The organism is Microbulbifer maximicatervae (SeqCode) (genome assembly GCF_052467695.1).
Window position 1 is genome coordinate 1845628 of sequence record NZ_CP174320.1, and the last position, 14583, is coordinate 1860210.

General features: G+C 49.1%; 12 protein-coding genes. 4 read left to right on the forward strand and 8 right to left on the reverse strand.

Annotated elements, in window-relative coordinates; translation table 11 throughout:
- Positions 1-416 precede the first annotated feature (416 nt).
- Together ACJJI8_RS07970 and ACJJI8_RS07975 are read right to left on the reverse strand one after the other, a co-directional pair.
- The gene (locus ACJJI8_RS07970) at positions 417-2324 is read right to left on the reverse strand and encodes a multicopper oxidase family protein (protein WP_444934740.1); all 1908 of its coding nucleotides are present in this window, start codon (positions 2322-2324) and stop codon (positions 417-419) included.
- A 117-nt stretch (positions 2325-2441) separates the two neighbouring features.
- The gene (locus tag ACJJI8_RS07975) at positions 2442-3356 is read right to left on the reverse strand and encodes an SDR family NAD(P)-dependent oxidoreductase (RefSeq protein WP_444934741.1); all 915 of its coding nucleotides are present in this window, start codon (positions 3354-3356) and stop codon (positions 2442-2444) included.
- 253 nt (positions 3357-3609) lie between these two features.
- Here ACJJI8_RS07975 and ACJJI8_RS07980 point away from each other — a divergent pair, with 253 nt between their 5' ends.
- The 3 genes from ACJJI8_RS07980 (at position 3610) to ACJJI8_RS07990 (ending at position 5291) form a co-directional block, all read left to right on the forward strand.
- Positions 3610-3996 (forward strand): DUF4345 domain-containing protein, encoded by a 387-nt coding sequence (locus ACJJI8_RS07980; protein WP_444935155.1) that lies wholly within the window; start codon positions 3610-3612, stop codon positions 3994-3996.
- 165 nt (positions 3997-4161) lie between these two features.
- A complete protein-coding gene (locus tag ACJJI8_RS07985; RefSeq protein ID WP_282951820.1) occupies positions 4162-4356 on the forward strand; it encodes a DUF1330 domain-containing protein in 195 nt (64 codons plus the stop codon).
- Between the two features lie 206 nt (positions 4357-4562).
- Complete coding sequence (locus tag ACJJI8_RS07990; RefSeq protein ID WP_444934742.1) at positions 4563-5291, forward strand: AraC family transcriptional regulator; 729 nt, start codon at positions 4563-4565, stop codon at positions 5289-5291.
- A 27-nt stretch (positions 5292-5318) separates the two neighbouring features.
- Here ACJJI8_RS07990 and ACJJI8_RS07995 read toward each other — a convergent pair whose 3' ends face one another.
- The 3 genes from ACJJI8_RS07995 to ACJJI8_RS08005 all read right to left on the reverse strand — a co-directional run bounded on the left by ACJJI8_RS07995 (position 5319) and on the right by ACJJI8_RS08005 (position 7426).
- Positions 5319-5918, reverse strand: coding sequence for a DUF1287 domain-containing protein (locus tag ACJJI8_RS07995; protein ID WP_444934743.1), 600 nt, complete (start codon positions 5916-5918; stop codon positions 5319-5321).
- 47 nt (positions 5919-5965) lie between these two features.
- A complete protein-coding gene (locus tag ACJJI8_RS08000; RefSeq protein ID WP_444934744.1) occupies positions 5966-6904 on the reverse strand; it encodes an NADP-dependent oxidoreductase in 939 nt (312 codons plus the stop codon).
- Positions 6905-7039: 135 nt separating this feature from the next.
- Positions 7040-7426: a hypothetical protein gene (locus ACJJI8_RS08005; protein ID WP_282934530.1), complete on the reverse strand. Its 387-nt coding sequence runs from the start codon at positions 7424-7426 to the stop codon at positions 7040-7042.
- Positions 7427-8106: 680 nt separating this feature from the next.
- Here ACJJI8_RS08005 and ACJJI8_RS08010 point away from each other — a divergent pair.
- Positions 8107-9351 carry a DUF945 family protein gene (locus ACJJI8_RS08010; protein WP_444934745.1) on the forward strand — a complete coding sequence of 415 codons (1245 nt, stop codon included), beginning with the start codon at positions 8107-8109 and terminating at the stop codon, positions 9349-9351.
- A 59-nt stretch (positions 9352-9410) separates the two neighbouring features.
- Here ACJJI8_RS08010 and ppc read toward each other — a convergent pair whose 3' ends face one another.
- The 3 genes from ppc to ACJJI8_RS08025 form a co-directional block, all read right to left on the reverse strand.
- Positions 9411-12074, reverse strand: a complete 2664-nt coding sequence (gene ppc, locus ACJJI8_RS08015) for a phosphoenolpyruvate carboxylase (RefSeq protein WP_444934746.1) — start codon at positions 12072-12074, stop codon at positions 9411-9413.
- Between the two features lie 282 nt (positions 12075-12356).
- Positions 12357-12710: a DUF4870 family protein gene (locus tag ACJJI8_RS08020; protein ID WP_444906559.1), complete on the reverse strand. Its 354-nt coding sequence runs from the start codon at positions 12708-12710 to the stop codon at positions 12357-12359.
- Between the two features lie 168 nt (positions 12711-12878).
- The gene (locus ACJJI8_RS08025; RefSeq protein WP_444934747.1) at positions 12879-14252 is read right to left on the reverse strand and encodes a response regulator; all 1374 of its coding nucleotides are present in this window, start codon (positions 14250-14252) and stop codon (positions 12879-12881) included.
- Positions 14253-14583: the final 331 nt, after the last annotated feature.

Consider the following 14583-nt stretch of genomic DNA (forward strand, 5'->3'; position numbering starts at 1 on the left):
TTGTGTCTTTTATTGCCCTCAATGCTGAACTGCTCTAGATGTTTTAATATCTTAAGGTTTGGTTTTCGTGGCACTATTGGTGGAGATATCTTATTGTTTAGCAAATAATTGATATTTTTATTTTTTTCATTATTTTCTGTAAACATCTTTGTAGGGCTGATTTCTCAAGTGCGGCTGATGAATTATAATTTCCATTGATGGTGCGTTTCATCGATATTTTATTTTTAAAGTTCTGTTGTTTTAATTGGCTTTTAAGTGGTGGAAGATGTAGATGTCTTTGAGGAAGTTAAGATTATTGTTGGTGTTATATTTATAATTTAATAGTTAAAGCCGTATTCGGATCTAACTGGCGGTCAGACGCTTTTTGATTTATTTGCTTTTTTGCTGGTCTAAGGCATTGAATTAAGGTTGGTAGATTAGTTGCTATTTACTGGCTCTGATTCCATTACCCTAAATGGCCGCATCATATCGTAATCCTCATGGGAGAGCAGATGGCAATGCCATACATAGAGGCCTTCGCGGTCAAAGCGCGCAATTACACGGGTCACTTGGCCGGGAAGCGCGATGACAGTATCTTTGGGGCCGCTTTCTTCTGGCTGTGGCGGAAGAGGTTTTCCCTGTAGAGATTCTATCTCCAGTCGTGCTCCCTGAAATACTTCACCTGTGTGCATAAATCTCTGTGGTTTGGGGATAAGTTTTCCTTTAAAAGGCTGGCGGTCCAGTACCTGGAATTCCACCAGATGAATATGGATTGGATGAGCCGATACTGTAGGATTGTATATTTCCCAGATCTCAACGGCGTTGTGTTGGATTATTTCTGTAGTAGGGTCTTCAAAAAATAGGGAGCCCTCCTTTACTGGACCTAACATGAGCAGATTGCGGCCATAGGGATCATCCAACCGATAGGTGGCAAGTTGTCGTGTGCGACTGGCTTGGTTAAGCCTATTAAGTGGGGTGCGCAAGGGAGTATTTAGGCTGAGTTTTAAATCTCCAGTGGTATTTTTAATCTCTGATTTCTGTTTATTAGAAGGGGGGGGGATCGGTGTTGAAGCAATATGAAATTGTAGGATCTGGCCTGTAGTATTTGGATCGGTAGCTGGTGTGATGCCGCCGCGTCCATCGCTTAATACGCGTTTACCTCCCGGGTTGTAGACAAGTGGAATCGAACTCTTTGGGTCATTGGCCTCTACAAAGCCTTTAAAAGGGACATCCGGTCCAAAGTTTCGCAGTGTTAGTTCACGTCCTTCATAACCGCTGAAATCTACTAAAACATCTGCTCGCTCTGCGGGTGCCAATATCAACTCGTTCAATTTTACAGGGTAATCGAGAAATCCGCCGTCACCGCCGACTTGTACGAAGGGTGTATTTTCGTCGATCCTGAGTATCAGTGTGCGAGTATCAGATGCGTTGAGTAATCGCAATCGATAGACGTGTGGAGTGACACTGACTTTGGGCCAGGTCATACCGTTTACCAGAATAAAATTGCCAAAAAATTCGTCGAGATGGGACGGATTGGGCCAATTGGCCTTAACCACCTCATGGGAAACCGGTGATGGAGGCTGGTCCCTCCAGCCAGGAAAATACAGCTGCCCATCGGAGCTAAACAAGCTGTCTGTAATAGCGGCTACAAAAGTGCGCTCTTCTGCAGGGAGCAGCTTCTCCTGTATCAGGCGGTCTTCATTGTCATCGCCAACCAGGTAAAAACCGAATAGACCTGCGTAAACATTAAGGCGCGTCATGCCCAGGGTGTGGTCGTGATACCAGATAGTGGCGGCATCCTGGGAGTTGTCGTATTCGTAAATCCTTTTCTCAAATAATGGTCCCGTCTCACGGTAATTGCGGGTGTACCAAGCGAGGGGGTTGCCGTCACTTTTCCACTCTGTATGCCCGCCGTGAAGGTGGATAACCATAGGTACAGCTTTTGGATCTTTTACGTCGGCGAGGTGAATGGATCGATCCACAGGAAATAGATTCGGACCCGGTAGGTCATTTGCCCAGTGTACAAATACCGGTTGGCCTTCTCGTGCGCGAATAGTAGGGCCAGGAGAGTGGATGCGACCTGCATATTCAAAACCCCAGGCCTTAGTCATTATGCGTTTGCCATCCTTATCCTGTAGCCCCATCCAAACTTCAGTGGGACGGGCGGGTAGTTTAATCGGGGCTGAGCCCTGAGGGCGGATTTCTACGGGTATTGGCAGTTCATTGACGAACTTATCCACAGTTGCTGGATCCAGCAGCCGCAGGGGTGTTGCTTTAGCCACATCTTCAGCAGCAGTCAGGGCAAGGGGAATTAACAACAGCAGGGAAAAGATTACCCGAAACATTGGCTGTTTTTAGCAGTAAGTATTTAACAGTCAAGTATAGGTAAACAAGCGGTTTCGGTGGAGTTAACTTGGGGATAGGGAAGGGTGTACAGGGCCCTTCCCAGATGCGAACCTTCATTAGATAAAGCGATTGATCGCCGTTTTGGCATTGTCTTGATAGGTAGGATTGTCCAGGTCCGGGAAAAGCTTCCGCTGTTCACCAAGAGGTCCAGTCAACCCGCGTTCACTGCCGTAAAAAATACCTGTGCGGAAGGATCTTGTATCCAGTAGGGCATCGATATAGCGCTTGGCGCCTATTTCTACTTTGTGGACTTTGCCTAGTAGCAGCATAATCTGCATCATGCCCTTCATCATATATTGCTTGAATAACGACAGTGTATTGAAGCCCTCTGTGCCTACAGTAGCCCCTGGACTCATGGTTACGAAGCGGATATGGGGGAATTCCCGCGCCATGGAGGACATCCACAGGGCGCCCATATACTTTATCGGACCATAGGGTATCGTAGCGTCTTTGGTGCTTGCATAGAGTTCACCTTCACAGATCTGCATAAACTCCTCCACAGAGGCGCTTTTCAGCTCTGGTCTCTTCATGCCCATCTCTTTTACACCGCGAGCGGCCTCAGAGCCGGCGTAGATAGCAGTCTGGGTTAATTTATTGGCTTTCAGTAACTCGTTAGTCAGTAGTGCATGCCCGAGCAGGTTGACGGCGAAAATTTGTGTGACTCCCTCGGGGGTCTTGTCGTAAAACTCTTTCCCCCCGGTACCGCCAGCATTCATAACCAAAGCATCAACTGGGGAGTCCAGGTTGTTAACTGCCTCTTTCACAGATTGTTGATCCGCGACATCGATTAGAAAAACTTCGAAGATATTCCTGCCTGTTTCCGACACCAGCTCGGCCTGGGCTTCCTTGGCTTTGTGCAGATTGCGGCAGCCGAGATAGATCTTGTTGATCTGCTGGTATTCCGCCAGTTGCTTGGCGCACTCCCTGCCTAAGCCTGCATTCGCTCCGGTAATCAAAACACTCTTAATCATCTTTCTGTCTCTGTGGATATTGGGAACTGGTGCCCGGATATGGATATACCCGGCTGTTGGAGGGAAAGATAAGTGGTTAAGCGCCTCGTCTTTTGATATTTCTTGTTGTCTTAGTGGGATACCAAGACCGCAAGAAATATCAAAAATAGGGCCTTACTGGCCAATATGATTAGGTCATCACTCCAAATACGGCAAACTAAGGTGACACTATGAATCAGGCGAGTTCTATAGAAAAAAAATTTTCCAATTGTTAGTGGTAGTGCTGGCGGTGATCTGTTTTGTACCCGGGGGTATCAGTGCATTTGGAGGGCTGAATGGCAGTGCTGTCCTGAGTGGTGGCGCTATGATTTTTGGCCCGGATAGCCCCTTGAGAGGATTTGGGGATAATCAATATCGATTTGCCTTTGGTGTTTTCTTTGCCCAGGGGTTGGTTTTACTGTATTTCCTGAGCAATATCGAAAAACATAAAGCATTGTTTTACTTCGTGGCTTTATCCCTCTTTATTGGCGGTCTGGGCCGCTTAAGCAATATTCTGGAATTTGGATTGGTGGATGATCAGGTCTTACCCCCTACGATTATTGAGCTTGCGATAGTTCCACTTCTGGTTTTTTGGCATAGGCGAGTAGCCTCTCAACGTTAGTCATTAGAAGCTCTTAGTTAAGCAACTAAAATTTATTTACACTTAAGAGGTTATTACTTTGTTACCAGTATTTTTACATATAGAGTCTTCACCAAACTTACAGGAATTGCAGGCTCTTCAGCAGTATATAGGTCTGGCTCCGCAATTAATGCAACAGTATGGGGGGTGCCTATTGCCTCTTATGATGTGGAAGAGGCCCTGGACGGGGGTCGGTCACCAAAGGCATTTGTTGTGGTATCTTTTCCGGATCGGGAGGCGATCTATGCATTCTTTAATGATCCAGCCTACCAGGCGATTATTCCTTTGAGGGACAAAGCATTTGCCCATTTACGCTTTTTTATCACTAGTGAGCGAATTTAATTTAAAGGCATACTAAACCGGGAAGGTATTGTTCGAAAATTTTACCGTCCCAACGTAGACTGGGAGTAAAGGAGCCTCTCATGCAGCGATTTTTTAAAAGTATCAACTTCGTAGAGCAGCATCTATATGACAAAATTTCTATTCACGAAATCGCTGCTGCCTCTCATTACTCCACCTACCACTTCAGCCGTATTTTTTAGGCATTAGTGGGGGACTCACCGAAAGAGTATTTGCGTAAGCGCCGATTGACCGTCGCCGCAAAGAGGTTGTTGAGTGAAGATATTGGTATTCTTGAGCTTGCCATGGAGTGCCAATTTGACTCCCAAGAAGCGTTTACTCGCGCGTTTAAAGCTTTATTTAACGTAACCCCGGCACAGTATCGAAAGCAGCAGGATCCTTTTCGGTTGTTGTATAAGGATCAATTTAGCCCTCATATGCTGCACTTTTTGCAAAATGAGTTGTCCATGGAGCCACAAATTATTTCGCGGCCAGCGATGCAATTGGTGGGGGTAGCGCAGGAATACGACCATGAAAATCTCAGCTTGCCAAAGCTCTGGTCTGCATTTCGGCCCTACAGGGATAAAATCCCCAATCGTATCAGCGATGAATCTTTTGGTATCTATGAATGTTATGAGGAAGCGGGTGATGAAATTCAGTTTAAGTATGTCTGCTGTGCGCCGGTTGCCGACCTGACTCAGGTACCCGAGGGTATGGTGGCGCGGGAACTACCGGAGCAGCTATATGCAAAATTTGTTCACCGCGGATCTATTACCACCCTGGAACAGACATTGAAGTATATTTGGGGAAGCTGGTTGCCAAAGTCCAATTACGACTATATTGAGAGGCCAGACTTTGAGCTGTACCCACCCAGATATCAGGTTACCAGCCCGACAGCAGAAATGTTTCTCCATATCCCGGTCAAAGAAAGGCCGTAATCGCTTGGCAATAGCGTAGTTTTTTCGCTACTCAATCTTTTCGGTTGCCTGGCCGGCGTTGTATCGGTAATGCCCGGTAATTTTAAAGGAAAACAAGATATCTTCCAGCACGGGTCCAGCCCCGATATTGTGTGCGACCAAGTACCGGTTGGTTTTTTGAGAGCGTTTCGCAGTCACAATACCGATATGCGGTAAATTACCGGGCAGCATCCAGGTAACGATGTCCCCCGGTAGATAATCCTCTGCCTTGTCACTTATTGAGAGTGATAGCCCTTTGCGAGTAAAAAAAGCCTGTAGATTGGGTACTCGCCGGTGATCAATATTTTTATCTGGCCTGGAAAGTCCCCAAATGCGTTTAGACGGGTAGGCTTGAAAATGACCCGATATATCCTCGTGAACTTCTTTTTGCAAATCGATCCCCAGCTTCCTATATGATCGAATCACTACGTCGGTACAAACACCGGTATCAGCCGGCACATCTCCATTTGGATAGGGAATAGACACATAAGCAGGATCGTAGCGTACTTTATGATAGGTTTGCTCCAGAGCAGCTTCGGCCAAAGTCATGTTTTGTGCATAACTGGCGGTAGAAAGCAGGGTACCCAAAAATAGAAATATCCGTTTCATTAGGGCTCCAGTTTTTTTGAGTCTAGGTTGAAATCCTATCTTATAGGTTATTTACCCTGCAACACATCAATGACTATTTTACCTTTGGCTCTTCCCTTATTTAGGTAGTCAAGTGCGGCTTGAGTTTCATGTATGGGGTAGACTCTATCAATGACCGGTTTTAAAAATCCTTTCTCAAGTAATGAAGCAAGTTCTGCGAGTGTAGTGCCACTTGGCCATGAATAAACTAGTTGGAGGCGCTGCCTCATCCTTTCAATTAAGGTATCTAACTCTTTAGCTTTGACGGAGATTGATACTAATAGACCATGTTTGTTAAGAACTTTGGCAGAACTTTCTAATATTTCTCCGCCTAAAGAGTCGAGTACAAGGTCATACTCCTCGAGTAATTCCTCAAATTTTTCGGTTTTATAATTGATAACAGTATCGGCACCGAGCCGTTTGACTAATGTAAAGTTGGCATCACTGGTGGTTGTGGCTACGAAGGCGCCAATATATTTGGCTATTTGTATAGCGATAGTACCGACTCCGCCGGAGCCGGCGTGGATAAGAACTCTTTGCCCTTTCTGTAATTTTCCCACTTCAATGAGAGATTGCCAGGCTGTTAAACCCACGAGAGGGAAAGCGGCACACTCATTGTTGGAAAGATTGCAGGGGCGGATAGCTGCGTCCATTGCTTTGATTGAAGTGTATTCGGCAATCGTACCCGCTTGATTTGTATCGGGGCGTGCAAATATCAGATCGCCAATTTTAAAATTTCTGACAGCGCTGCCAATTTCTACTACTTTCCCAGCAACATCGTACCCGACAATATGCGGCATTTTTACAGGCATTACATTTTGTAAAGCCCCCGATATTGCCCAGTTATCGAGGGGGTTGATACTGGCCGATTGTACCTTTACTAAAATACTATTTTTATCCGGTGAAGGTTTAGGCATCTCTGCAATTTCGATGGGGCTGCCATAAGACCTGATAATAGCGGCTTGCATATTTCACAGCTCTAAAATTAGAGGATTGATAGCTTTAGTGTGTTGAAAGACTTGTTAGTTTAGTAACTGTACAAAAATAACGATTGAAAAAAGGGGCCCGAAGGCCCCTTGTAGCAGTAAATATAGCCACAATGGCTAGCGCAAGTTACTGATACAGCGGTTATATTCGCGAATATAAATCTTACCACCTACCGCAGGGTTAGCATTTGCCATATCTGCAGCGGCATTCATACAGCCTTCTACCTGGTCTCTAGTCAGACCCCAAGTTTGGGGGCGAGGTTGTGAGCCGCGGATATACATATCCCGGGGATTCTCATAACTACGAATAGAGGTGGGGGGCTGTACTCTGTAGAAATAACGGCCCTGCTCATTAAAGGCATAGAAAGTATTACCACTTTGATAATAAGTCTTGCCGAGAATTTGCACGGGTTCAGCGTTGGATGGGAGGCGCGTCATGCGGTCATCTGCATAACTGAAACCTGCGAGAGAACACAAGAGCACCATTGAAACAAGATATCGCATAACGTCTTCTCCTTCTCCTAGTTTGGCCACAAGTCTACTCAAACTGGGGGAGTGTCCCAACGTGCGGTAATGGAAGTTTCGGTTGTTGTAAAGGTATCTTTTAAGATCCGATCGAGATAACGGTTATGAATTCAATAATTATTTTTTACATGAATAGGTAAAAAACAAAAAATTTCCTAGATAGCGGTTTTCTTATAGTAATCAGGACCTTTATTTTGTTGAGGTATTTGTAAGAAAGCTAAATCGTGGAGATAAGAATCTGGGTTAGATTGAAATACAAGAAAAATAGATTGTTACCTACCATTTTAAATTGCTCTGATTAAGGGGAAGTTAAAGGGTGGTTTAAAAAATTACATTGTTGTTTAAAACTGTCAACGAGCCATAAAGTTACTCAGGCGTGCCACAGGAGATCAAGAGACTTGTGAGCTGATCTCCAGCATAATGGTCAATTTCAATTTATGGCCGCTTACAACCCCCTCTTCTTAGGCTTGATCAGAGCTTTTGAAATATAGATTTACTAATTTACAAGCCGAGATTCTGCTCTTTAGAAATGGGTCGTAGGTCCTTATGCCGTGGTTGATGAATGTTCAGCACTCGTACCAAGTAACGAGGCTCTTGTCGCACTAATAGCTGCATAATCTGATACCATCGGCGCAAACCCCTTCGCTAGATGATTTTTTATGAAACTACTGCGTTCACTTCTATTTATTGTGCTTGCCCTAATGGTGATATCTGCGCTGGCTGCGCCGGGTTTTATCGGCCCCAAAGTAGAGGAAATTTGGAAGCAGCAGTTGGGCCGCTTGCAGGGGGGGAATTCCACGGGTTACGAACGCGGATGGTTTGGTGCTGAAACCAATACTGAAGTGGCATTGCCGGATGGCACTACCCAGCTCAATACAGAGATCCATCATGGGCCGGTGTTGCTTACCTCTAAGGGGCCGCGCCTGGGTGTGGTTTATACCGAGACCCGGCTGGAGCTGGATCAACTACAGCCTGAATTGCGCGCTCAATTGGAGTCCATTTATGGCGCTTTACAGGCGAGTCCGGTAGTTCTGGAGACCCTGGTTACCGCCGACAACCGGGTGCTGAATACCCTCCGCTTAGACCCTTTCAAAAATACTGGCCCACTCGGGGAGCTGGAGTTTGACGGTGGGGAGATTGCCGTATCTACGGATTACACCGGAGCTGTGCTGAACGGTGTCGTGGAGCTGGGAAGCTTGCGCCATATTCGCGAAGGTATCGAAGTACTGTTTACCGAGCCCCTTGAAGGCGAGTTTGAATATATGCCCGGCGAGGGCGGTAATGCGGAGCTGCGCTTGTCGTTGCTGAGGGCAGAATCAGATTCCGGGCCGGTTCAATTGCGCGATGTTACCCTGGACCTGACCTTGGAAGAATTGGCGGCACAGACCCTGACAGTTATCAGTGACCTGAAGCTCCCCACCGTGGACTCGGCAACACCGATTACCTCTGTGCGCCAGCAGATGACTTTGCCGAGAATTAAGACTGCGGATCTGGGGCACTACCTGCGCGTATTGTTGCCGGCCCCTGAGCGGAATTGGGCCCGTGAAATGAGCCGCCCGCTGCGCCTGGAGCAACAGCTGGCGATTCAATCTCGCAATGGCCCGGTGTTAGTAGATGCTGATATCGATTGGCGGGGTATGCGCAAATCCTCCCGCCGAGGTGCCAGTGAGATCGATCAGTGGCTCAAACCGCTGGTAGGTAGTATGACCGTTAGCGCTGCAGAGCAGGCGCTCTTGCAGTCCCCCCTGGTAGGTCAGGCAATGCTTCTGCGAGATTATGGCCTGCTGATCGAAGACAAGGGTGAGCTGCAAATGTACCTCAAGGTCAATCGTGGCCAGTTGGAGGTGAATGGAGAGCAGTTGCCGGCAGACCTGTTCGTGATGGCACTTACCGGCAGGTTCTGATTGCTTGGGGGCCTGCTATTGTGAAAAGAGCAGGCCTCAAATCCCTGTATCAGGGTCTTTTAACCCGTATTGCGCATGCCCGCTGCAATCCCCGCGATAGTGACCATCAACGCACTTTCCAATACCGCATCACTTTCCCGTTCGCGCAAACGTGCCATCAGCTCGGCCTGCAATAGGTGCAAAGGGTCAGTGTAGGGATCGCGCACGCGGATGGACCAGCGCATTACGGGATTGTTATCCAACAAGCTCTCCCGCCCGGTAAGCTGTTTTAGGGCCTCTACGGTGTGAGCCAGTCGCTCTCTCAAACTGACACCCAGTTGGATTAGGTCTGCATCCTGGGTGAGTCGTTCTTCGTACCAGGAGGCAACGCGGGGATCGGCCTTGGCCAGTACCATTTCTAGCATATCCACAACGCCTTGGAAAAAGGGCCATTGGCGGCTCATATCCCGCAAGATATCAGTTTCATCTGCGTGCTTCAGGGCATTCTCCAAGGCGGCGCCAGTGCCCAGCCAGGCCGGTAGCATCAGTCGTATCTGGGTCCAGGCAAACACCCACGGAATCGCCCGCAGTGATTCGACACCGCCACCGGGTTTACGCCTTGCCGGGCGGCTGCCCAGGGCCAGGCGGCTCAGCTCGGTTTCCGGGGTGACAGTGCGCAAGTAAGCCACCAGGGCTGGATCATCCTGCACGACTTCCCGATAGTTGCCGACGGAGACTTCCGTGAGCCGGTCCATCTCTGCGCGCCACTCCGAACGCGGCTCTGCCGGGGGCATCAGTGTCGCCTCCAGAGTTGCGGCGACATACTGCTCCAGGTTGTAGGCGGCTACAGAGGGACGGCCGTATTTGAAGCGAATCATTTCTCCCTGTTCGGTAACGCGAATACGCCCGGCTATTGATCCCGGTGGTTGCGACAGCAGGGCCATACGAGTAGGCGAGCCGCCCCGGGATATGGAGCCGCCCCGGCCGTGAAACAGAGTTAGGGGGATACCGTGGTTGCGGAATATTCCGGTGAGAGCTTCCTGTGTGCGGTACTGTGCCCAGGCAGCGCCCAGGAAGCCAGCATCCTTGGCGGAGTCCGAGTAGCCGATCATCACTTCCTGGCCATCTAGGACACGCTGCTTGTAGAGGGGGATGTTCAGCAGGGTACTCATTGTGGTAGCTGCACCATCGAGATCGTCGAGGGTTTCAAACAGGGGAACCACTCGCATTGGCACCTGTACCCCGGCAATTTTTTGCAGCAGCATTACTGCGAGAACATCGGAAGGTGTGGTTGCCATTGAGATAACGTAGGCACCTAATCCCTCGGGACCCTGTTCGGCAATGACCTTGCAGGTCTGTAAGACCTCGCTTACCTCTTCGTCACAAAAGTCACTGCGGTAAAAGCTTTCGTCCACCAGTGGGCGGCGGCTGTCCAGCTCGGACACCAGGAACTCCTGTTTCTCCTCTTCACTCCAACTGCTGTAATTGCCCATACCCAGATAGCGGGTAATGGCATCCAGGGTGTCAGCGTGGCGGGTGGATTCCTGTCGTATATCCAAGCGCAATAAAGTGATGCCGAAGCAGTTGAGTCGCCTCAGGGTATCTTTAAGTTGGCCATCGGCGATGGCTGAGAGGCCCACAGCGCGCAGGGAGCGGTCGATCAGTCGCAGCTCGTCGGCCAGCTGCTCGCTGCTGGTAAACGCGAGGCCGGAAGGCTCTGCGCGTCGACCAATGCGGGCCTCCATTTTTTCCCGGGTTATTTTGAGACGGTCGCGAACCTGGCGCAGCACCAGGCGATAGGGCTCGTGGCTGGGGCCAGTGCGCTGTAAAAGTTCTTCGCTGGCGCGATGCATGGACAAATCTGCGAGCAGGTTTTCCACATCGCGCAGATAGAGGTCGGCGGCCATCCAGCGGGCTAGGTGCAGGACTTCCCGGGTGACGCTCGCGGTGACATTGGGGTTGCCGTCCCGGTCTCCCCCCATCCAAGAGGCAAAGTGGATGGGAACCCAATCCACCGGTAATGGGGGCAGCTTGGCCAGGGCCAATTCACTGTCTATTTCCCGCATACTTCTGGGAAGTGCCTGCCACAGGGATTGTTCAATGGTGGCAAAGCCCCACCTGGCTTCATCAACTGGGGTGGGCCTGGAGCGGCGGATCTCGTCTGTGCTCCAGGCAGAAAGGATCTGCTCTTGTAGGTGGCGACGTAAATCCTGGGATTCTTCTGGGGTCAGGTCGGGCCTGTCCAGTGTGTTGAGCAGGTCTGCGACTCGATCGTATTTGCGAATTAGGGTACGGCGTGTCACTTCGGTGGGATGAGCGGTTAGGACCAGTTCTACGGATAGCTCTTTAAGTGTTCCGTGGATTTCCTCGGGAGACTTACCCGCTTTGCTTAACTCCGCCAGTACCTGTCGCAGGCCGCGGTCAGTATCGGGATCTCCGGGAAAGCGCTGGTGCTGGCGGTGCAGTCTCTCGCGATGGCGCTGTTCGGCAATATTGGCCAGGTTTAGAAATTGGCTGAATGCCCGGGCAACTTCCAATAGGGTCGCATCATCCAGGGGGTCGAGTAGCTCTCGCAAGTGGTCGGCCTGCATAGCCCCTTTGCTGCGGCTTTCAACGGCCGCCTGACGAATATTTTCAACGGTATCAAATAGTGGCTCGCCAACTTGGTTTCGTAATACTGCGCCGAGTTCTTCACCCAGCAGGCGTACATCTTCCCGCAAGGGGGCATTCTGGTCCTGGTTCACGAATCTATTTCTCCCTGTTAACAACGCGGTGAAAGTCAATCGGATAGGCATATTCGCACACTTTGTGATGAAGCATGCAATGTTGCAGCTGCAACTTCTGGCGAATAAGGGCTTGAGAAAGTAAATGAGGAAAAGTCGGTACAGCCTTTTGGCTAGTCAATCTGCTTTTGTCTTTTACGAGGTGTGAAAGTCGGTAATTTCAGTCAGGGAATCTTGGATTCATTTCTTACTGAGAAGTAGATGGGTCCAAGATACTGGGCCCATCTAATAGAATATTTGCCATTAATAAGCTGGGCGCCGGTCAACAAGTGTCAGCCAGCCGCGAATAACCCGATAGATTACCCATACCCAGTTAATTGCCAGAATCAGGTAGCCCAGCCCCAGTACCCAAATGGTTAGGGAGCCAACAATGGTCCACAGCAGCCAAAACCAGAAGGTGCGAATCTGCCAGCGGAAATGGGACTCGGCCAGGGTGCCGCGAACATCGCTGCGCTTAAAGTAGTTGATTAATACCCCGATAAAAAATGGTACTGCGGTAAATAAGCTGATCGCCTGGATCAGGTAAACCATGATGGCCAGGTCGCGCCCACTTTGTTCTCGGGCTTCCTGACTGCGTTCGGGATACTGCTCTGACATAACTTGTTCTCTCTACTATTCACTCCAATATAGTGTGGTGCAAATAGTGCATTTCAACTTAGCTGCGCTGGGATGTGTTATTTGTGCGGTGGATTGCAGACGCCTCTTCCGCCCCACTACTTCCCAGTAAGAGTACTGTAACTCGAAATCGGGCCACAGTAGGGTGGTTCATTTTAATGCCCACTCAGTGTGAACATTGCGCTCGCGCCAGGCCTTTAGCTGGCGCACAGATTCGCGCATAAGCTGTAACAGCTCTGTGCGCTGTTGGCGACAATGTTCTCTTTCACTATCGATAGAGAGGTTTGCGGCCAGGGTACGTAAGCGAGAAGCTATTGTTTCGAGGCCGACCTCAATAGCTGAGCGAGCCAGTCTTTGTGCCTGCTGTTCTGCATCAAGCCAGTGGCGTCCAGTAATAGCGCTGGTTAATGACGTTATTTGTTTTGGCAGGGTAGCGGTGCGCTCGCTGAGTAATTCGGCAAACGTATGGTGGTCCAATGTATCCCGCAGGCGAAATAGGGTATTGGTATTCAGCAGTCGAGTGGGCTTTGCTCCCTGGGGGCCTGCAATGCCCTGGCTTCGGCGAACAGCCCAGCTCAATAATTGCATCAGCTGTCGGTCGCCGATCGGGTGGGTCAATACCCCGGTAAAGCCTCTGGCCTGGTAGCGCTCCTTATCGCCAGAGCTGGCATTTTGTAAAAGGGCAAAAATAGGTAGTTCTGCACCTCTTTCCCTACGGATTTCCCGCACTGCTTCAACACCATCCATCAATGGAAGATGGGTGTCTGCCAAAATAAGATCGAAGTTTTTTTGCAGTGCAGCGCTGCTCCCATCGATCCCATTGCACTCCCGCTGTACGTTATGGCCCATGGTTTCCAGGGTGGGTTGAAGGGAGTCATGCTTACTGTTTTCAACGAGTAAAACAGAGAGCTGTTTGCCGGGCGCACGATGGCTTTCAGTGGGGAGTTTTAATTCTACTGTCTCAACATTACCGCACTGATGTAAGTTCTCCAGGGATTTAAGGGCGCTATTTAATTGTCTTTTCCCGATTTCTACCAGGGCGCGCGTATTGTTGTCTTCGCTGCGAGCTAATAAATTCAAAGTGCCGAGAAGTGTATCCAGGGGATGCTGTAAATGGTGCCGGGTTATGGTGAGGAGATCAGATTTTTCCTGGCGCAATTGTTCAAGCTCACTAAGGGCATCAGCAAGTTGTTTTTCCAGTGCGACAAATTCGCTGTTACGACTGTGTACCTGTTGGAAAAGATTGCTATTTTCCTTGCTCAAATTTTTAAGCCGAGCATTGGTATCGAGGGTTAATTGGCGTAATTTAACTTGCCTATTTATTGCAAACGCACAAATTAGCAGTACAAGTACAGCGGGTATTCCCACCCAAAAGAGCGGGACCTGACTTTTTAGTGTGGTAATAACATCGGCCTGTGCAGTACTCGATAAAAATACCGAACCCGAGACCAATAGGCCGAGGCATATGGCACGCAAGAATACGTGACGAGAGGGAATTCCCCCAGACAAAGTGGTTTCTATCATCCTTGTAACCAACGTTATTTAAATTGGACTAAATCCTGCAGTCCAAAAAGGTTTTAATACGACTTGTTGTAATGGATACCCAGGCACATCGGAGATTTTTGATACTGCAATAAGCCCGCTTTTGGTACAAGAAAAATTTTCCTTCTGCTGTGGGGGGAGCAGAGGCGCTTCAGTGAACGTACCAATAGAGAAGTAGCCTGCCAGCCCCGTCTGTTCAGCCCTTGGATCGGGTAGCCGGGTTGTTGGCAGGGAGTTAATCCACAGATTGCATCTGATTACATAGAGGGATCTAGCAGCAATTTACTAGGTTGGATGGGTAGTTTAGCGACAA

What these genes read in the sequence shown, in the direction of transcription:
- ACJJI8_RS07995 (WP_444934743.1), bottom strand. Translation starts at nt 5,918, where the DNA reads ATGAAACGGATATTTCTATTTTTGGGTACCCTGCTTTCTACCGCCAGT.
- ACJJI8_RS08000 (WP_444934744.1), bottom strand. Translation starts at nt 6,904, where the DNA reads ATGCAAGCCGCTATTATCAGGTCTTATGGCAGCCCCATCGAAATTGCA.
- ACJJI8_RS08010 (WP_444934745.1), top strand. Translation starts at nt 8,107, where the DNA reads ATGAAACTACTGCGTTCACTTCTATTTATTGTGCTTGCCCTAATGGTG.
- ACJJI8_RS08025 (WP_444934747.1), bottom strand. Translation starts at nt 14,252, where the DNA reads ATGATAGAAACCACTTTGTCTGGGGGAATTCCCTCTCGTCACGTATTC.
- ACJJI8_RS08005 (WP_282934530.1), bottom strand. Translation starts at nt 7,426, where the DNA reads ATGCGATATCTTGTTTCAATGGTGCTCTTGTGTTCTCTCGCAGGTTTC.
- ACJJI8_RS07975 (WP_444934741.1), bottom strand. Translation starts at nt 3,356, where the DNA reads ATGATTAAGAGTGTTTTGATTACCGGAGCGAATGCAGGCTTAGGCAGG.
- ACJJI8_RS07970 (WP_444934740.1), bottom strand. Translation starts at nt 2,324, where the DNA reads ATGTTTCGGGTAATCTTTTCCCTGCTGTTGTTAATTCCCCTTGCCCTG.
- ACJJI8_RS08020 (WP_444906559.1), bottom strand. Translation starts at nt 12,710, where the DNA reads ATGTCAGAGCAGTATCCCGAACGCAGTCAGGAAGCCCGAGAACAAAGT.